20 protein-coding genes are annotated in these 17,852 nt (G+C 69.4%); 13 read left to right on the forward strand and 7 right to left on the reverse strand.

The annotated features are described in order from the left end of the window. The first annotated feature begins 59 nt into the window (after positions 1 to 59). Positions 60 to 1,304 (forward strand): amidohydrolase family protein, encoded by a 1,245-nt coding sequence (locus AB0I28_RS30930; RefSeq protein WP_357499226.1) that lies wholly within the window; start codon positions 60 to 62, stop codon positions 1,302 to 1,304. 58 nt (positions 1,305 to 1,362) lie between these two features. Here AB0I28_RS30930 and AB0I28_RS30935 read toward each other — a convergent pair whose 3' ends face one another. Both AB0I28_RS30935 and AB0I28_RS30940 read right to left on the reverse strand, forming a co-directional pair. Continuing rightward, positions 1,363 to 1,704 (reverse strand): thioredoxin domain-containing protein, encoded by a 342-nt coding sequence (locus AB0I28_RS30935; RefSeq protein WP_357499227.1) that lies wholly within the window; start codon positions 1,702 to 1,704, stop codon positions 1,363 to 1,365. A gap of 26 nt (positions 1,705 to 1,730) precedes the next feature. Then, positions 1,731 to 2,156, reverse strand: a complete 426-nt coding sequence (locus tag AB0I28_RS30940; protein ID WP_357499228.1) for a helix-turn-helix domain-containing protein — start codon at positions 2,154 to 2,156, stop codon at positions 1,731 to 1,733. Positions 2,157 to 2,297: 141 nt separating this feature from the next. Here AB0I28_RS30940 and AB0I28_RS30945 point away from each other — a divergent pair, with 141 nt between their 5' ends. Continuing rightward, positions 2,298 to 3,686, forward strand: coding sequence for a DUF1214 domain-containing protein (locus AB0I28_RS30945; RefSeq protein WP_357499229.1), 1,389 nt, complete (start codon positions 2,298 to 2,300; stop codon positions 3,684 to 3,686). 1 nt (position 3,687) lies between these two features. After that, positions 3,688 to 4,362, forward strand: a complete 675-nt coding sequence (locus tag AB0I28_RS30950; protein WP_357499230.1) for a GAP family protein — start codon at positions 3,688 to 3,690, stop codon at positions 4,360 to 4,362. 54 nt (positions 4,363 to 4,416) lie between these two features. On the opposite strand, the gene AB0I28_RS30955 is transcribed toward AB0I28_RS30950, so the two are convergent. Further along, a complete protein-coding gene (locus tag AB0I28_RS30955) occupies positions 4,417 to 4,794 on the reverse strand; it encodes a hypothetical protein (protein WP_357499231.1) in 378 nt (125 codons plus the stop codon). Positions 4,795 to 5,055: 261 nt separating this feature from the next. On the opposite strand from AB0I28_RS30955, the gene AB0I28_RS30960 reads away from it, so the two are divergent. Genes AB0I28_RS30960 through AB0I28_RS30975 form a run of 4 tightly spaced genes read left to right on the forward strand, consistent with a single transcriptional unit; the run spans position 5,056 to position 9,467 of the window. Then, the gene (locus AB0I28_RS30960; protein ID WP_357499232.1) at positions 5,056 to 6,531 is read left to right on the forward strand and encodes an APC family permease; all 1,476 of its coding nucleotides are present in this window, start codon (positions 5,056 to 5,058) and stop codon (positions 6,529 to 6,531) included. A gap of 13 nt (positions 6,532 to 6,544) precedes the next feature. Beyond that, the gene (locus tag AB0I28_RS30965; RefSeq protein ID WP_357499233.1) at positions 6,545 to 6,985 is read left to right on the forward strand and encodes a hypothetical protein; all 441 of its coding nucleotides are present in this window, start codon (positions 6,545 to 6,547) and stop codon (positions 6,983 to 6,985) included. Between the two features lie 17 nt (positions 6,986 to 7,002). Next, positions 7,003 to 8,352: a dipeptidase gene (locus AB0I28_RS30970; RefSeq protein WP_357499234.1), complete on the forward strand. Its 1,350-nt coding sequence runs from the start codon at positions 7,003 to 7,005 to the stop codon at positions 8,350 to 8,352. After that, complete coding sequence (locus AB0I28_RS30975; RefSeq protein ID WP_357499235.1) at positions 8,349 to 9,467, forward strand: aminopeptidase P family protein; 1,119 nt, start codon at positions 8,349 to 8,351, stop codon at positions 9,465 to 9,467. The genes AB0I28_RS30970 and AB0I28_RS30975 overlap by 4 nt, the downstream gene beginning before the upstream one ends. A gap of 235 nt (positions 9,468 to 9,702) precedes the next feature. Here AB0I28_RS30975 and AB0I28_RS30980 read toward each other — a convergent pair whose 3' ends face one another. The 4 genes from AB0I28_RS30980 to AB0I28_RS30995 all read right to left on the reverse strand — a co-directional run bounded on the left by AB0I28_RS30980 (position 9,703) and on the right by AB0I28_RS30995 (position 12,641). After that, on the reverse strand, positions 9,703 to 9,984 hold the full coding sequence (locus AB0I28_RS30980; RefSeq protein WP_357499236.1) for a hypothetical protein: 282 nt from the start codon (positions 9,982 to 9,984) through the stop codon (positions 9,703 to 9,705). A gap of 174 nt (positions 9,985 to 10,158) precedes the next feature. Then, positions 10,159 to 10,287, reverse strand: coding sequence for a hypothetical protein (locus AB0I28_RS30985; protein WP_357499237.1), 129 nt, complete (start codon positions 10,285 to 10,287; stop codon positions 10,159 to 10,161). Between the two features lie 142 nt (positions 10,288 to 10,429). Further along, the gene (locus AB0I28_RS30990; RefSeq protein ID WP_357499238.1) at positions 10,430 to 10,936 is read right to left on the reverse strand and encodes a helix-turn-helix transcriptional regulator; all 507 of its coding nucleotides are present in this window, start codon (positions 10,934 to 10,936) and stop codon (positions 10,430 to 10,432) included. A 208-nt stretch (positions 10,937 to 11,144) separates the two neighbouring features. Continuing rightward, complete coding sequence (locus AB0I28_RS30995; RefSeq protein WP_357499239.1) at positions 11,145 to 12,641, reverse strand: ATP-binding protein; 1,497 nt, start codon at positions 12,639 to 12,641, stop codon at positions 11,145 to 11,147. A gap of 122 nt (positions 12,642 to 12,763) precedes the next feature. On the opposite strand from AB0I28_RS30995, the gene AB0I28_RS31000 reads away from it, so the two are divergent. From AB0I28_RS31000 to AB0I28_RS31025, 6 genes are all read left to right on the forward strand, one after another. Continuing rightward, positions 12,764 to 13,378, forward strand: a complete 615-nt coding sequence (locus tag AB0I28_RS31000; RefSeq protein WP_357499240.1) for an RNA methyltransferase — start codon at positions 12,764 to 12,766, stop codon at positions 13,376 to 13,378. A gap of 269 nt (positions 13,379 to 13,647) precedes the next feature. After that, entirely contained in the window at positions 13,648 to 13,854 is a 207-nt protein-coding gene (locus tag AB0I28_RS31005; protein WP_357499241.1) for a hypothetical protein, read from the forward strand. 9 nt (positions 13,855 to 13,863) lie between these two features. Further along, positions 13,864 to 14,661 carry a PH domain-containing protein gene (locus tag AB0I28_RS31010; protein WP_357499242.1) on the forward strand — a complete coding sequence of 266 codons (798 nt, stop codon included), beginning with the start codon at positions 13,864 to 13,866 and terminating at the stop codon, positions 14,659 to 14,661. Positions 14,662 to 15,302: 641 nt separating this feature from the next. Further along, positions 15,303 to 15,845 carry a SigE family RNA polymerase sigma factor gene (locus tag AB0I28_RS31015; protein ID WP_357499243.1) on the forward strand — a complete coding sequence of 181 codons (543 nt, stop codon included), beginning with the start codon at positions 15,303 to 15,305 and terminating at the stop codon, positions 15,843 to 15,845. Then, on the forward strand, positions 15,842 to 16,996 hold the full coding sequence (locus AB0I28_RS31020) for a hypothetical protein (protein ID WP_357499244.1): 1,155 nt from the start codon (positions 15,842 to 15,844) through the stop codon (positions 16,994 to 16,996). The genes AB0I28_RS31015 and AB0I28_RS31020 overlap by 4 nt, the downstream gene beginning before the upstream one ends. 113 nt (positions 16,997 to 17,109) lie before the next feature. After that, positions 17,110 to 17,679, forward strand: coding sequence for a MarC family protein (locus AB0I28_RS31025; RefSeq protein ID WP_357499413.1), 570 nt, complete (start codon positions 17,110 to 17,112; stop codon positions 17,677 to 17,679). Positions 17,680 to 17,852: the final 173 nt, after the last annotated feature.

Raw genomic sequence — 17,852 nt, forward strand, 5'->3', positions numbered from 1 at the left:
GCATTCTAGTTAGCTTTTCTGATACCTTTCTCGAAAGCTTTCTAGTGAAGGAGTTTGTCGTGCGCACCCTCATCCGCAACGGCACCGTCATCGACACCGCGCCCCTCGCGGTCCACCCCGCCACCGACGTCCTCATCACCGACGGCCGCATCACCGCCCTCGGCCCCGCGCTGACCGCCGACGACGCCGAGACCGTCGACGCCACCGGCCGCTACGTCCTCCCCGGCTTCGTCGACACCCACCGCCACACCTGGCAGACCGCCCTGCGCGGCATCGCCGCCGACGCCGACCTCGGCGAATACCTCCACCGTGTCCTCGGCGACATCGCACCCCGCGTCCAGCCCGCCGACATCCACGCGGGCACCCTCGCCGGAGCGCTCGACGCCATCGACGGCGGCGTCACCACCCTCCAGGACTTCTCCCACGCCCTCTACACCCCCGACCACGCCGACGCCGCCGTCTCGGCGCTGCGCGCCTCGGGCATCCGTGCCCTCTTCGGTTACGGCCGCCCGGTCTTCGGCGGCACCGCCGACCACGCCGACGTCCGCCGCGTCCACGCATCCATGGGCGGGCCGCTCACCATGGCGCTCGCCCCGCACGGCCCCTCGTACTCGCCCATCGAGACCGTCGAGGAGGACTGGGCGCTGGCCCGCGAACTGGGCGTGCCGCTGGTCGTGCACGTCGGCGCCGGCCCGGTCGCCGAGCGCCCGGTGGAGGCGCTGCGCGCTCGCGGTCTCCTCGGTCCCGGCATCCTCTACGTGCACGGCAACTCGCTGCCCGACGCCGAGCTGAAGCTCATCGCCGACTCGGGTGGCACCGCGTCGGTGGCGCCCGCCGTCGAGGCCCGCATGGGGCACGGCGCCCCGGTCGCGGCACGCTTTCGGGCCGCCGGGGTCGTCACGGGGCTCGGCGTCGACGTCGTCACGACCGTCGCCGGTGACATGTTCGCGCTGATGCGCGCGGCGATGCTGAGCCTCGACGCCTCCGGTGGCCCGCGCCTCGACGTCGGCGACACCCTGCGCATGGCCACCATCGACGGCGCCCGCGCGCTGGGGATGGCGAACCTGGTCGGGTCGCTGGCCCCGGGCAAGCGGGCCGACCTGATGCTCATCCGCGCCGGCGACGTCAACCTGCTCGGCGCGGTGGACCCCGTCGCGGCCGTGGTGACCTCGGCGCACCCGGGCAACGTCGAGGCGGTCATGGTCGACGGGCGCTTCGTCAAGCGCGACGGCCGCCTGGAAGGCGTCGACCTCGCTCGGCTGGCGGGGGAGCTGCGGGAGTCGGCGGGGCGGCTGGGGCTGTAGTCGGGGAGCCCGGACACGCCGAAGGCCGCCCTCGTGCGGGCGGCCTTCGGCGTGTGCGTCAGGCGGAGGTCTTCGCCGCCGCGAGGTGAGGTTCCAGCTCGCGCAGGAGCGCCCCGCGCGGCCGGATGCCCATCACGCGCGCGACGATCTCGCCGCCGACGAACAGCGCCATCGTCGGCATGCCCAGGACCTGGTACTTCAGCGTGGTCTCGGGGTTGGTGTCGACGTCGAGGGCGACCACGCGGAGGCGGTCCTTCTCGTCCTGGGCGATCTGCGCCAGGACGGGGGCGATCTTCTTGCAGGGCGGGCACCACTCGGCGGTGAACTCGACGAGGACCGGCAGCGGGCTGGCGAGGACGTCGTCGGCGAACGCGGCGTCGGTGGTCATGGTCAAAGACATCGAAGCTCCTTGAAGGATGGTGGGCCTCAGCGGCGGTTCTCGGCGATGACGCGCCCGTGCGGGTCGGCCGGTTCGCCGCACTCGCACTGGAGGGTCGCCGACACCCGGCCGCCGCACATGCTGTGGCGGTAGACGATCTCGGGCAGCGCGCCCTCGGCGAGGTGCCGCTGCGCCCAGTCGGACAGGCCCGACAAGACGGGGAGGAGGTCGATGCCCGAGTCGGTGAGCATGTACTCGTTGCGCGACCGGCGGCCCGGCACCTGGTAGGGGCGGGTGACGAGCAGGCCCGCTGCGGACAGGCGGCGGAGCCGGTCGGACAGCACCTGACGCGGCGCGCCGGTGCCGGCCTGGAGCTCGTCGAAGCGGCGCACCCCGACGGCCACTTCGCGCACGATCAGCAGCGCCCAGCGGTCGCCGACGACGGCGAGGAGTTCGGCGAGTTTGTCGGTCACGGTGCAGAGTCTAGACCATGGACTCAGGGTGGGGCGTCGGTGTTCGCGCCACTCTCCCCCGAACCCTCCATATCCCCGCAAAATCTCCCCTAAGGTGCACTCAACCGAGGCTTCCGCCCTCGCCGCACCCAGGGGGCAGTGATGACGCAGACCATTCCCACCGCCGACTACCCCTTCGTCGACGGCTACCCGCTCCCCATCTCCGCCGCCCAGGCCCGCGACGACGCGCTCTTCCAGCGCGCCGTCACCGCCTACCGCTTCTGGTACCCGACCGTCTCGGCCGAAGGCGTCTTCCAGGGCAACCGCGACGTGGGCATCGCCGACGGGGAGGGCATGGGCCTGGTCGCGGCGGGCCCCCGGCAGGTCGGCTTCACCCTCAACTCCGACACGCCCTACGGCGCCACCGCCATCGACCTCACCGACGGCCCGGTCGTCGTCGACATACCACCGGGCCCCTACATAGGCCTGGTCGACGACCGCCACCAGCGCTGGATCCTCGACCTCGGCATACCCGGCCCCGACCAGGGTAAAGGCGGCCGGCACCTGATCCTGCCGCCGGGCTACGAGGGCGAACCGCCGCCCGGCTTCCACGTCGGCCGCTCCGCCACGAACCTCGTCCTGCTCGCGATCCGCGCGCTGCCCCTCGACGGCGACATGCCCAAGGCCCTCGCCGCGCTCCGCGCGGTGAAGGTCCACCCGCTCGACGCCCCCGACCGCCTCCTCGAATACACCGACAACACCGCCCGCGCCGTCGACGCCTCCTGCCTGCGCTGGGAGAACGGCCTCGACTTCTGGCGCGTCCTGCACACCGTCCTCGACGCCGAACCGGTCACCGAGGAGTTCCGCCCCATGCACGGCCTCCTGACCGCCCTCGGCATCGGCAAGGGCCGCCCCTTCGCGCCCGACGACCGCACCGCCGCCATCCTCGAACGCGCCGCCGTCGCCGCCAAGGCCCAGATGCTCATCTCCGCCTTCGCCTCCGACCGCCCCGACCGCCTCGCCTGGCCCGACCGCCGCTGGGAGTGGGTCGGCCTCGTCCCCGACGACGCCGACTTCGAGACCCCCGCCGGCCTCGACCTCGAAGCCCGCGACCGCTGGTTCATCCAGGCGATCGTGGCCTCCCCGGCCATGTTCCGGCGCTCACAGGGCGCCGGCTCCCTCTACTGGCTCGGCCTGCGCGACACCGACGGCGCCTACCTCGACGGCGGCGCCGGCTACCGCCTCACCGTCCCGGCACCGGTGCCCGCCGAGCTCTTCTGGTCGGTGACCGTCTACGACGCGCAGACGCGCTCTGAGGTCACCACCGCACAGGACAAGGCCGCGCTGCGGTCCCTCGTCGAACTCGCCGACATCACCCCGGGCGTCCCCATCGACCTCTACTTCGGGCCCTCCGCGCCGCCCCAGCACGCCGGCACCCGATGGATCCAGACCGAACCCGGCCGCGGCTGGTTCGCCTACTTCCGCATCTACGGACCCCAGCCGGCCGCCTTCGACGGCGGCTGGAAACCCGGCGACTTCGAGAGGCTCTGACATGGGCGAGGTAATCGGGGAACTGCTGCCACTTGCCGTCGGGATCGCCATCAGCCCGGTCCCCATCATCGCGGTGATCCTCATGCTGTTCGCCCCGGACGCCAAGGGGGCCAGCGCCGGCTTCCTCGTCGGCTGGATCGCCGGGATCATGATCGCCACAGCGCTGTTCGTCTGGCTCGCCGCGGTTGCCGACCTCGGCGGATCCGGCGAACCCTCGGCCCTGCTGTCCTGGGTCAAACTGATCCTCGGCGTCCTGCTGGTCGTCCTGGCGGTCAAGCAGTGGCGCGGCCGCCCGGCACCCGGCGCGCAGGCCGACCTGCCCGGCTGGATGACCGCCATCGACCGCTTCACCACCGGCAAGGCGCTCACCCTCGGTTTCGCCCTGTCGGCGGTCAACCCGAAGAACCTGGCGATGTGCGTCGCCGCCGGTATCGCCGTCGGCACCGCGGGACTCGACGGGGGAGGGATCTTCGTGACCGTGCTGATCTTCACCGTCCTCGCCGCCTGCACCGTCGCGGTGCCCGTCATCGCCTACGCGGTGGCCGCCGACCGCATGCGCGGCCCTCTCCAGGACCTCAAGGAATGGCTCCAGGCGAACAACGCGACCGTCATGGCCGTCCTGCTGCTCGTGATCGGCGCGCTGCTGGTCGGCAAAGGGTTCGGCGGGCTCCTGTGAGCCGGGCTGCGACGAGCCGCCCCGGCGTGACCGTCACAGCGTGCGGGTCGTCCTTCATCGCCTCGGCATGCCACCGTGCGGGCTGTTGACGATCAACGGCAGCGATCCCTCCACCAGGTAGGGGTGGTCGGGGAAGTAGTCCACGTGGAGATGACCGCCGTCCTCGGCGACGGCCATGCCGTGCAGATTGTCGGCCAGGACGGCCCTGGCCTCGGCATCGCCGCTGATCATGAGCACCCTCCGCCGGGCGTCCAGGTCGATGCGGACGCCAGGGCCTGCTGTTGCCCCGACCTCGACGCCCGCGAGCGCGCCGTCGTCGCGCGACGACACGGCGTCGATGAAGCCGGCGCCCTCGGCCACCGCTTCGGCCAGGGCGGCCAGTTCCGCCCCGGTCGCCTTGAGGTCCACCTCGCCGTAGTGGGGATCGGCCACGATTTTCACCGGCGTCGCTGCCTGGTCGACAACGAACGAGTCCGCGCATGGCCACGGCCCCAGGCGCCGGCCGCTCCGCCGACATCGCGCCGATCGCCGCCACCGTGCCGGGCGATGCGTGCCGTCGAGTTCGGACACTCCGAGTGGCGATAAGAGGTAGATTCATCCGACGAGGAATGGTATGCGAGATTCATACGATATGTTCACCTTCTATTGATCCCGGGCAGACCTACCGGAGACGCGAGGGCATCTATGAGCGCGATGCGCGCATCCACTGGCAGTGGCGGTGAACCGGAGAACGACGGCTCGCGCCTGGCCGCCCCGAAGACCCCGGCGATCGCCTATATCTCCTGGGTGGCGCTCGCCTTCATGATCACCTCTTCGGTCGCCAGCCTCCGGGCGGCACCGTCGATGGCCGTGTACGGATTGGCCGCGGTCTTCTTGTACCTGCTGCCGGCCATCGTGTTCCTGCTGCCGACCTCGCTGGTCTCGGCCGAGCTCGCCTCCGGCTGGAAAGGCGGCGTCTACAACTGGGTGTCGAAGGGCCTCTCCCCGAAGCTGGGCTTCCTCGCGGTGTGGTGCCAGTTCGCGATGACGATCTTCTACTACCCGAGCCTGCTCGGGTACGTCGCGAGCACGCTCGCCTACGTCTTCGACCCCTCGTTGGCGTCGAGCGGCGTGTGGACGGCCCTGGTCATCGTGGTGTTCTTCTGGACCGGTGTCTGGGTCTCCTCGCAGGGCACCAAGTCCGTCGCCGGGCTGTCCAGTGCGGGTCTGATCATCGGGACGCTGATCCCCGGGGCCCTGCTGATCACCCTCGGCGTGATCTTCCTCGGCGAGGGCAACACCTCGGCGGCTCCGATGAACGCGGCGCACCTGCTGCCCGAGTGGGCCGGCCTCGCCAGCCTCGTGCTGATCGTCAACAACTTCCTCTCCTACTCGGGGATGGAGATGAACGCCGTTCACGTCTCCTCGCTGCGCAAGCCCGGCCGCGAGTTCCCGCGCGCGATGTTCCTGTCGATGGGGCTCGTCCTGCTCATCTTCATCCTGCCGGCGCTGGTCATCTCGTGGATCGTGCCCGCCGAGCAGATCAGCCTCACCTCCGGCGTCATGCAGGCCTTCGACGCGGTTTTCGCCACGTTCGACATGTCCTGGATGACCCCGGTCCTCGGCATCATGCTCGTCGTCGCCTCCCTCGGCGGCATGCTCACCTGGCTCGCCGGACCCTCCAAGGGCCTGCTGCTGGTGTCGCGCCGCTTCGGATACCTGCCGCCCTTCCTCCAGAAGCTCAACAAGCACGGGATCCAGCAGAACATCCTCGTCACCCAGGGCCTGGTCACCACCGTCATCGCCTTGCTGTACGCGTTCATCCCCGACGTGTCCAGCGCCTACTGGATCCTGTCGGTCATCACCACACAGGTCTACCTCGTGGTCTACCTCCTGATGTTCGTCGCCGCGGTGCGCCTGCGCCGCAATCAGCCCGACCACCCGCGCGGCTACCGCGCGCCCGCGCTGGTGCTCCTGTGCGTGGTCGGCCTGCTGTCCTCGCTCGCCGCGATGGCCATCGGTTTCGTCCCGTCCTCCCAGTTCGGCGGCGGCAGCGCGGTCACCTACGTCGCCATCGTCGCCGGCGGGCTGATCATCGTCGGCCTGCTGATCCCCTTCTTGTTCCTCAAGCTGCGCAAACCCTCGTGGCAGACGGTCGCCGACGACGCGACCACCAACGCCATCGAATGACACGGAGGCAGGAATGAGCGAGCAAGGCTTCGTCGACTCCAACCGAAAGCGAGTCCTCACCTACGTCCTGCTGGCCGTGGTCGCCGTCGTCCTCCTGGTCCTCGGCATCGTCCGCTACGACCACGCCCGGGACAACGCCGAGGCCCGCGCCAAGGCCGACCAGCTCATCTTGGCCCTCGAACAGACCGGTCTGCCAACACCCGACCGCGACCAGATCATCGGCTATCTCGGCAACGACGGAGGCGCCGTCTGCGCCGACCCGGGCAGCGCCCTCAGCCAAGGCATCGCCAACTGGGCGGGCGGCAACGGCGCGGCAGGGCCCGGCATGCGCCCCGGTCCGATCGCCGAACGCGCCGTCAAGGGCGAGGTGCTCGTCTTGACCATCTACTGCCCCGAGGAACTGCCCGCCTTCATGAACTACGTCGACGGGCTCGACCTCGCCGACACCGCCTGACACGGGAGATGACCGCCATGGACACCAGCGCCCTGCGTGAGAAGGTCGCCGCCCTGATGCCGCGCGCCAAGTCCGAGCTCGCCGAACTCGTCGCCATGAAGTCGGTCGCCGACGCCCGGCAGTTCCCGCCCGAGGAGTGCCAGAAGGCCGCCGAGTGGGTCCGCGACCGCTTCGCCGAGCTCGGCTTCACCGGGATGCGCCTGGCCGAGACGAGCGACGGCAGTCTGGCCGTCTACGGTGAGCGGCCCGGGCCTAAGGGCGCGCCGACGGTCCTGTTGTACGCGCACTATGACGTGCAGCCGCCGCTCGACGACAGCGCCTGGCGGACTCCGCCCTTCGAACTGACCGAAGTCGACGGACGCTGGTTCGGGCGCGGCACGGCCGACTGCAAGGGCAACATCCTCATGCATCTGACCGCGTTGCGCGCACTCGGTGACGACGTCGCGGTCAACCTCAAGCTGATCGTCGAGGGCTCCGAGGAACAGGGGACCGGCGGACTGGAGGACTTCGTCCCGCGCAACGCCGACCTGTTGCGCGCCGACACCATCCTCGTGTGCGACACCGGCGGCGCGGCCGTCGGTGTTCCGGCGGTCACCATCAGCCTGCGCGGGCTGGCCAACGTCGTCGTCACCGTCGAGACCGCCGCCACCGAGCTGCACTCGGGAATGTTCGGGGGTCCGGCGCCGGACGCGCTGGCCGCCCTGATCCGGATGCTCGGCACGCTGCGCGACGAGAACGGCAACACCACCGTCAGCGGCCTCGACAACGCCGCGAAGTGGAACGGGCAGTCCTACGATGCCGGGCGGTTCCGCTCCGACGCCGGTGTCGCCGACGGCGTCTCGCTGCTCGGCGACGGCACGCCTTCCGACATGCTGTGGGCGCGCCCGGCCGCGACCGTGCTCGGGATCGACTGCCCGCCGGTGGTCGGCTCGGCCGCGGCGATCCAGCCGAAGGCGGCCGCCCGCATCAACCTTCGGGTGCCTCCCGGCACTGACGCAGGAAAGGCGCAGGACGCCCTCGTCGCGCAGCTCGAACAGGCCGCCCCCTGGGGCGCGAAGGTGACCGTGGAGCGCGAGTCATCCGGCCAGCCGTTCCGCGCCGCCACCGCCGGAGCGGCCTTCACCGCGCTCACCGAGGCCATGAGCGAGGCCTATGGGACGCCCTGCACCACGCTCGGACAGGGCGGATCGATCCCCCTGTGCAACGTCTTCGCCGACACCTACCCTGAGGCCGAGATCGTCCTCATCGGTGTCGAGGAACCGCAGTGCCTCATCCACGCCCCGAACGAAAGCGTCGACCCGTCCGAGATCGCCAACATGGCATTGTCGGAGGCGTTGTTCCTCTCCCGCTTCGGAGGCTCCCGTTGAGCTCGGTTCCTTTCACCACCGCCGATTACACCGCCCGCATGTCCCGCGCCGCCGACGCGGCCGCCGAGGCCGGACTCGCCGGGTTGCTCATCACGCCGGGCCCGGACCTGACCTACTTCACCGGCTACCGGCCGACGGCGATCACCGAGCGCCTGACCGTCCTGGTCCTCGCGCCCGGACGCGAGCCGGTGATGATCGTCCCGAAGCTGGAGCGGCCCGACGCGGAGAAGGCGGCCAAGGACGCCGTGGCGTTCACCGACTGGACCGACGGCCAGGACCCCTACGAAGCGGCGCGCGAGCACCTGTCGCCCGACGGCCGCTACGGGATCTCCGACGCGGCCTGGGCGATGCACCTCCTCGGCCTCCAGGCGGCGCTGCCCGCCAGCGGCTACGTCTCCTTGTCCGGCGGCATGCCGATGCTGCGCGCGGTCAAGGACGAGCACGAACTGGCCCGGCTCGAAGCCGCCGGAGCCGCCGCCGACGAGGCCTACCACGGGATCCTCAAGGTCCCCTTCGCCGGACGCCGTGAGATCGACGTGGCCGCCGACCTCGCCGCCCTGCTCATCGAGCACGGACACAGCCAGGTCGACTTCACGGTCGTCGGCTCGGGTCCCAACGGCGCCAATCCGCACCACGAGGCCGGCGAACGGGTCATCGCCGAAGGCGACACCGTCGTCCTCGACTTCGGGGGCCTCAAGGACGGCTACGGGTCGGACACCACCCGAACCGTCAACGTCGGAGGTGCCCCCTCCGATGAGGTCCGCGCGGTCCACGATCTCGTCCTTCGCGCGCAGCAGGCCGGCTTCGAGGCCGTACGGCCGGGCGCGACCTGCCAGGACATCGACCGCGCCGCCCGCAAGGTGATCGACGACGGCGGCTACGGCGAGTACTTCATCCACCGCACCGGGCACGGCATCGGCCTGACCACGCACGAACCGCCCTACATGGTCGAGGGTGAGGCACAGGAACTCGTTGCCGGCATGTGCTTCTCGATCGAGCCGGGTGTCTACCTGCCGGGCAGGTTCGGCGTGCGCATCGAAGACATCGTCACGGTCACCGACTCGGGCGGGCGACGTTTCAACAACACGCCGCACGAACTGGGCACCGTCCACTGAGGAGGAGCCGGCGTCCACGGCCGTGTCTGTCGACGTGTCGTCTTGTCAACGGGGAGTTTCGCGGTGGCCCACCCGGTTCTCGCCGCTGCCGATTGGCTACGAGTGACAGGCGCGCGCAGATGCGGGCGAGGTTGCTGATGCTTCCTGGGCATCTGGCGACTGTCCTACGACTGGTCATGCGACACGTGCGGCGGGCAACGTGACCGGACATGCAGCCTGATCAGGTCACTTGGTCCTACGTCGTCAGGGGGCGCTGGAAGTTCTTCGGCAGGAAGGTGCGCGGGCGTGTCCGTTCTCCGTTGATCCCGACCTGCTTGTGGTCGCCGGTGTATTCGCGGACCTCAAGGTAGGTCCATCCGCGCGCGATCACGCCGTCACATCGCCGGCGTCGGCCGCGTCTTGAAGTGCCGGCATGAAGCCGCTCCAACACCGAGTGGTACAGGCCGGGATCGCGCATGCCCGGTTCCTCGCCGAGCAGGTAGCGGGCCTCGCGGAACAGCGAACCCATGAACGACATCGCCGATCCGCACAGGAGCGGCCGGGCTCGCGAGCGGACACGTTCCGGGCGCCGGGGTGCGAGTGCGGCCTGGATGATTGCTGCACCGCCGCTCGGTCTTCGGGTCGCGTTCGCCCTCGGTGGCGACGAGCGGCGTCTGCTCTGTGCGGTCCACAAGCGACTACCCCTGGGCGGTCAGCTCGCTCGCTCGTCGAGTTCCCTTGCCCATTCGCTGAAGTAGGCGCGGATCGTGGCGACCTCATCGGCCTCGACGGGGATCTCGGCGTCGGTGAACCGGTCGAGGCTGCGCATCATCGAGGCCATGACACCGAGGTCGAATCCACCGTCGACTTCGGCGGCCCGGTCAAGCAGTGCCTGTCGGCCGAAGCGGTGTACGAGCCGGTTGCTCTCGGGGAGGCTGGTGCAGAGTCTCGATCTGGAGCGGGGTGAGTACGGACATGGACGGCTACCTCACGTCCGCGTTGATCAGTGGTGCCCATGCCGCTCGGACGTCCCGGGGCAGCACAAGGTCGTGCCAGAGGTCCATCAGGAGGGCGCCGTCAATGTAGGTGCACACGTCGGCGGGTGTGCCTTCGCGCAGGACTATCTCGTAGACGCGGGCCCGCTGGCGCCGGTCGGCGAGTTCGAAGCTCCGGCCCGGTGCGGACCAGTTCAGATGGACGGGAAGAACGACGGTCGCGAAAGCGGCCCGTACCGGCAGTCGCGGGAGCCGGTTCGGTACATGGATCAGGTGGCCCCGGGGGATCGGTACGGCTGTGAACCGGATGCGTGGTTCGAGTGCGAGTTCGAACCCGGCGGCTTCGATGATCCGTTGCGCGGTGGCCAGCGTCGGTGACTTCTGTCCGTGCTCGTACGCCGACAACGTCGGGCGTGAGGTGCCCGCGAGTGCGGCGAGTTCCGTTTGGCTCAGACCTGCGGCCATTCGTGCGCGGAGGACGAGATCGTTCGGCATGACTAGCTCCAGGGTGTATCCGATCGGATACACCCTGGAGGTGGTGTCCTCGGAGGCGGCCGAGCAGGCTGCCGCCTACCTCGACGAGATCGGCGTCGGCCCCTGGCCGGGCCCCCACCCGTACCACGTCGCCATCGAGAAGTCGGGGGACGGAGCTCATGGAACCCGTCCCGCGGTGCTCCGTTGCTGGAATCGGGATGGCGAGAGGTCAGGCCCTGTGCGTGCCTCTGTAGAGCTCGTCCGGGCCGATCAGGAGCACCTCGCCATTCTCGGCGGCCTGGTGAAGTGCCGGCATGAATCCCGCGCCGCTGTAGCAGGCGAGGATCGTCCGTGAGGTGTCGTGACGACCGGCCGCACCGAGGAGCGCGCGGATGTTTCGGAGCCGTTCGAGATGGCCGACTCCCATGACGTCGTTCCACTTGACCTCACCGATGGACAGGAGCTGCTCGCGGTCGTCGTCACGTTCGCCGAAGACGGCGATGTCGACCTCGTGAGTCGTACGGTTCGCCGCGTCGTTGACGGTTCCGCTCCCGACCCGGCCGACGTGACCGCCGTAGGTGCCGTCCGGTGCGTATCTGCTTACCCAGGTCCGGCAGATTTCTTCGAAGTGTGGACCTACGACGTTGCTGACGAATCGGTGCTGACGGCGGCTCCACAGTCGTTCCGGCGAGTGTCCGTGCTCCCAGTCGGCCCAGTCGGGCCGCAGGATCGACTGGTAGAAGGTGACCAGCGGTTCGGCGATGCGATAGATCATTCGGTTGCCACGGAACATGTCGATCTCACGGCGCAGTAGCCCGCAGTCTTCGAGTACGGAGAGGTGATGAGTGATGTCGCTGGCCTTTCGGCCCACGTACGTGGCGATGCCACCGCTGGTGGCGTTCCCGAAGGCCACGGCGGCGAGGACCGAGTGGTAGAGCCCGAGGTCACGGAGGCCCGGCTCTTCATTGAGGAGGTAGCGCGCCTCGCGGAACAGTGGACTGGACGGATTGAGCGCGGTGCGCAGTACCCAGGGGTCGAAGTCGTCGAGGTCGGCCGGAGTGTCCCCTTCCACGAACTCTCGCCGGTAGGCGGGTGTGCCGCCGACGATCGCGTTGACGCGCACCGCGAGCCGAGGATCGCCGATACCCCAGAAGTCGGCCGCGAGTCGGTAGTCAAGAGTCGAAACGATCAGTTCGAGTCCGGCGCGACCGCGGAGTGGGGCGCTACCGGACAACAGTGAACCCATGAACGACATCGCCGATCCGCACAGGAGAAGTCGCGCCCGGGAGGCGAGCCGTTCCGCCCGCCGTGGCGCCAGCGCCGCCTGCACGATCGACGGCAGTGCGGGGCTGGCTCTGGCCAGGTAGGGGAACTCGTCGAGAACGACCGGAATCTCCCGGTTGATCGCCAGGGCGAGGAGCGCATCGACCGCCTCGTGCCAGTCGCCGAGCCGGATCGGCAGCGCGGAATCGAGAAACCTCGTCACCGCTGCGGAGAGGTAGCGCAACGACTCGGCCTCGGTGGCTTGATCAGCGGCGAAGTAGAACCCTCCGGTGGCCTCGCACAGAGCTTCCAGGAGGAAGGTCTTGCCTTGCCTGCGGCGACCTGAGACGACGCCGAGTGTGGCGTGCTCTTGACCGCTGGACACGAACCGGGTCAATGCGCGCCACTCGCGATCGCGGTCGAACATGTCAACGGGCTTGCCGACCAGGGGACTCAGCTCCAAGATTAGGAGGAAGCATGTTTAGGCTAAGTGTACTTCCTGAAATGACCTCGGGTGCGGTGTCCGTCTCGGTCAGGCGACGGGACGCCAATTCTCGGCAGTGGCCACCGCCTACGCTCTTCTGCGTGACCGAGTACCTCGAAGAGATCGGCGTCGGCCCCTGGCCGGGCCCCCACCCGACCGACGCCAAGTACGACCCCGAACTCCTGGCCCAAGGCGACCGCCGCAACGTCCGCGACGAGTACCGCTACTGGACCCGCGAGGCTATCGTCGCCGACCTCGACACCAAGCGCTTCCCGTACCACGTCGCCATCGAGAACTGGCAGCACGACTTCAACATCGGCACCGTCGTCCGCAACGCCAACGCGTTCCTCGCCGAGTCCGTCCACATTGTCGGCCGCCGTCGGTGGAACCGCCGGGGAGCGATGGTCACCGACCGCTACCAGCACGTGGAGCACCACGCGACGATCGAGGAGTTCTGCGCCTGGGCCGCCGACCGGGACCTCGCAATAGTCGGCATCGACAACCTGCCCGGCTCGGTGCCGCTGGAGACGGCCGAGCTGCCGCGCCGCTGCGTCCTCCTCTTCGGACAGGAAGGGCCGGGCCTTTCCGAACCCGCGCGCGAGGCGGCCGGCATGGTCTGCTCGATCGCGCAGTACGGGTCGACACGCTCGATCAACGCGGGCGTGGCCAGCGGAATCGCGATGCACGCGTGGATCCGCAGACACGTCTGGGCGTGACAACATGCCGACACTTCAGGCACGTCCGACCGGCAGGTTAGGCGCACTGTGCGTGCGGAGAAGCCAACGTCCGGTAGCGTGACTCTTGGCCGTGACCAGGGAAGTCGAGGGTGCTCGCGAGGGCAGCGGAGACCGAGGCGGAAACGGACTAAGGGGATACCGGCGACATCGGTACTCCTTGGGAACACAGCGTCAAGAGTTTCACCAACAAGCTAAAAGTTGTACGCTCTAAGTGCCCGAGGCCGGTGCGACGCGCAGCCGCAGACTGCGTGGGCAACGAGCCGAAGCGCGGCACCGTGGGAGGGGGCTCGCCCGACATGATCAAGAAGATTCTGACCTGGGGTGGATTGGCATTCCTGGTCTTCTTCATCGCATACCGCCCGAAGGAAGCATCCGGCATCGTCGGTCAGATAGCCAGTGGCATCGGCGACGCGGCCATGGGCCTCGGCGACTTCATCTCCGGCGTGGTCATGTGATCGGTCCTGATGAGCCCCGCTGAGTTCGGCCGATCGGGCGATCGGGAGGACCGGCACGAGGAGCCCCTGGACGACACGCTTCTCGACGCCGACCTTTTCGACTCGCCCGATCTGGACCCTCCTTCACCCCGCCGCCCTGTCGACGCCTCAGCTCCTCCCCTTGAGGTGGCCGACGAGGACCTCGACGGTCTTCGCTATGACGCGGCGGGCATGCCGGTCGGCCCGCGCAGGGTTCTGCCCATGCCGGACGAACCGAGCCCCTTGGCGGCCCGGTATCTGTTCCCGACCGAGAAGTACCGCGGCGAGTGGCGGCGGCACTGGATCCATCTGATGCCCGAGTTCGTCATCGGCGTCGCGGCCACGTTCATCATGGGCTACGTATCCGGTCTGCTCGCGCGCAACGAGTCCTCGGCGGCCATGGGCGCCGTGGTGCTCGGCTGGCTGCTGGTGCTGGGCTGGGTCGGCTGGCGGGTCATGGACTGGTTCTTCGACCGCTTCATCCTCACCAACAAGCGCGTCATGGTCGTCTCCGGCGTCGTGACGCGCAAGGTCGCGATGATGCCGCTCCTGCGGGTCACCGACATGAAGTACGAGCAGTCCCCGATGGGCCGCATGCTCAACTACGGGACCTTCGTGCTGGAGTCGGCCGGTCAGGACCAGGCGCTGCGCGAGATCAAGCACCTCCCCGACCCCAACGAGCTCTACCTCCAGGTCGTGGAGGAGATGTACGAGCCCGACGCCGTCCAGGCGCGCGTCGAGGGCGAGGAGGAGACGGCCTCGTCGCCGAGCGCCGTCAACGACGCCTAGGCCCCTGCTTTCGACGAACCCCGCGCCTGAAGGTGCGGGGTTCGTCGTGTGCCGGGCAGGGCGCGGGGATGGCGGCGGCCCTCGTGCGCGCCGGTCGGGAAGCCGAGTAGCGCGGGTGGGACAGCTGAGCAGGGCGCGATCCCAAGCGGGAGGCGCGGCGCGGTGAGGGCGACCGCGCGATCCCATGCGGACAGCGCGGTCGTTTCGGCGGCGGTCGAGGCGTTGGGCCGCTCGCTCCTCCCTCCACGGTCGACCGTGGCGCGACCCCGTGGCGAGGACGGCCTGGCCCTCGGGGCCGATGGTGTCCCCGACGGCGACGGTGTCGCCGTGCGGAAAGCCTGATTCCGCTCGCGCCGAGGCCCGCCGAGCCGCGACCGGTTCCCACCGTCGGCGCCAACGGCGGCGGAATCGCCGAAGCGGTCCGAAACCGGCAGCTTCCCTCCCGGCCCCACGCCGCCACAGACCAGCCCACGCCGCCACAGACCAGGTGGCGCGGTACCCGCCACCGGCCCGGGCCCCTCGGACATCCGGCGGACGCGACGCCCCGCGAACACGTGACCCACCCCGCAGAATTTTCCCGCCTCCGCGGCAACCCCCGCCACCCTCCACCGCGTTTACCTCCATGGACCCCCGGGAGACGAGTGGAATCGAAGACGAAGATCGAGGCCGACTTCCGTGACTTCGTCACGGCGCGGTCGGCGGCCCTGCACCGTTCGGCGTTCCTGCTGACCGGTAACTGGGCCACGGCCGAAGACCTGGTGCAGACCGCCCTGACGAAGACCTACCTCGCCTGGCGGCGCATCGGCGACATCGGCTCGGTCGAGGCCTACGCCAGACGAGTCCTGTTCACGACCAACGTCAGCTGGTGGCGGCGGATGTGGCGCAACGAGCATCCGACCGAGCAGCTCCCGGAGTCACCGGGCACCGACCACACCGACGCCCACGTCGAGCGGGACCTCATGTGGCGCTTCGTGCTCAAGCTCCCGCCGAAGCAGCGGGCCGTGCTCGTCCTGCGGTACTACGAGGACATGTCGGAGGCGGAGACGGCGAGCATGCTGGGCGTCGCCGCCGGCACGGTGAAGAGCCAGTGCTCGCGGGCGCTGGCGAACCTGCGCACCCAGCTCGCGGAGGCGGGCATAGAGATGGCGGCGACGAATCGACACGGAAGGAGGCCGGCGACGTGACAAGGGAACTGGAACGAGTACTTCGCGCGACGTTCGAGGACCGCACGCAACCGGTCCCCCCGCAGTCGGAGGATCTCGCCGACTCCGTCATCGGCCGCGCCAGGGGAGTCCGGCGCCGCCGGGCCATGACCGGCGCCGCCTCGGCGCTGGCGGTGGTGGTGCTGGCCGGGTTCGGGCTGGTGTTCGGGCGGGAGTTCCTCCAGCCCGAGGAGGCGGTGCCCTCGGGCGACCAGCTGACCGTTCCCGTCATCCAGGGCCTGGACGTCGCGGTGCCCAAGCCCGCCGACGGCAAGGACCCCTACCTCCAGACCGGCGACGGCGTCCGCGTGGCGCTGCCCGGGGGCGAGAGTCTCGACAAGGCCGTCCGCCTCCCTGAGGGCTACCTCGCCATCACGACCAAGGACGACAGCGCCCGCCTTGTCTACTACCCGTTGTCGGGTCCCGCCGTGCCGATCACCGACGGCAAGAACCTGTCGATGGCCGTCGACATGACGGCCGAGAACGTCGCCGTCAGCCGCACCGAAGGCGTCGCGGTCCGCCTGGACGTCTACGACCTCAACGGGCTGCTCACGGCGACTCGGCAGGTCGCCCCCGAGAGCGTCCTCGAAGGCTGGAGCGCGGGCCTGGTCATGTACCGGGAACCGACCGGTCTGCACGCCTGGGATCCGCCCGCCGACGCCGTCATGTCCGCGCCGGAGGACCAGAACCTGCGCTTCATGGGCTCCAGCGTCGACTGGAAGACCTATGCCCTGTTCGAGACGCCGACCCAGACCTGCCTGGTCACGGTGGTGCCCACCGAGGGCTTCGACATCGACCTCGACTACTGCTACGACGGGGTCATCCCGTCGGAGGTGATCGGCGTTTCGCCCAACGGCGACTGGTTCGTCGGCCGCGGAATGTCGGAGCCGACCGGCGAGTCGGAGTTCATCAGCACCTACCTGGCGCAGGACCTGATCTCGGACAACGCCGGCAGCATGGCCAACCTCGGCGTCACCGACGTCTCGGACTGGGTGTGGGAGTCGGAGAGCTCGATCCTCTACCGAACCCCCAACGGCTGGTACCGCATGGATCTCTACAGTCGGTCGAGCGAGGCGCTGGCGATTCCGCCGGGTTCCTCGGCCTACCCGATACCGCGCGCGTTCACGGGGTGACGCCCGTCGCCCCGGATGACCGTTCGCTCACCTGAACCCGGCGTCGGTGCTATCCATATGTCGTGAATGGAATCGGACTCGTCGGCGAGGCGTTCGTGACGCTCTTCGTCATCATGGACCCTCCCGGCGTCGTGCCGATCTTCCTCGCCCTCACCGGTGCGATGGACGCCAAGGCGCGCAACAAGGCGGCCTTCCAGGCGACCCTGCTCTCGCTGGGCGTGATCAGCCTGTTCGCCTTGGCGGGCAAGCAGATCCTGCACTACCTCGGCGTCGACCTGCCCGCGCTCCAGGGCGCCGGCGGGCTGCTGCTCCTGCTGGTCGCGCTTGAGCTGCTGACCGGCAAGGCCGACGACCCCGGGTCGAGCGGGGCGTCCAATGTGGCCCTGGTGCCGTTGGGCACGCCGCTGCTGGCCGGGCCGGGTGCGATCGTCGCGGTCATCCTCTTCGTGCAGGACGCCGACAACGCCGGGGGCTACGGCGGGTACATCGCGGTGGCGCTGGCGATCCTGGGCGTGCACATCGGGATCTACCTGGCGATGCGCTTCTCGTCAGTGATCGTGCGCGTCATCAAGCGCGGGGGCATCGAGGTCCTGACCCGCATCGCGGGTCTTCTTCTCGCGGCCATCGCGGTGCAGCTCATCGCCGCCTCGATCTTCGGCTACATCGAGCTTTTCAAGAGTTGAGGTCTTGCGGCGGTAGATGACCGCGACGCCCGACTCCAGGTCGATGCGGTCCATCTGCATGCCGTTGCCGATGTCCTCCCGCATGTTCTCCTGCTCTTGAATGAGCTCGGTCTGCTTGCGGCGTGCGGGCTGCACGAAACCTTCGAGCTCAGCGAGGCCGGCCGACATCGCCG

It is taken from the genome of Phytomonospora sp. NPDC050363, assembly GCF_040655735.1.
Lineage (GTDB): Bacteria > Actinomycetota > Actinomycetes > Mycobacteriales > Micromonosporaceae > Phytomonospora.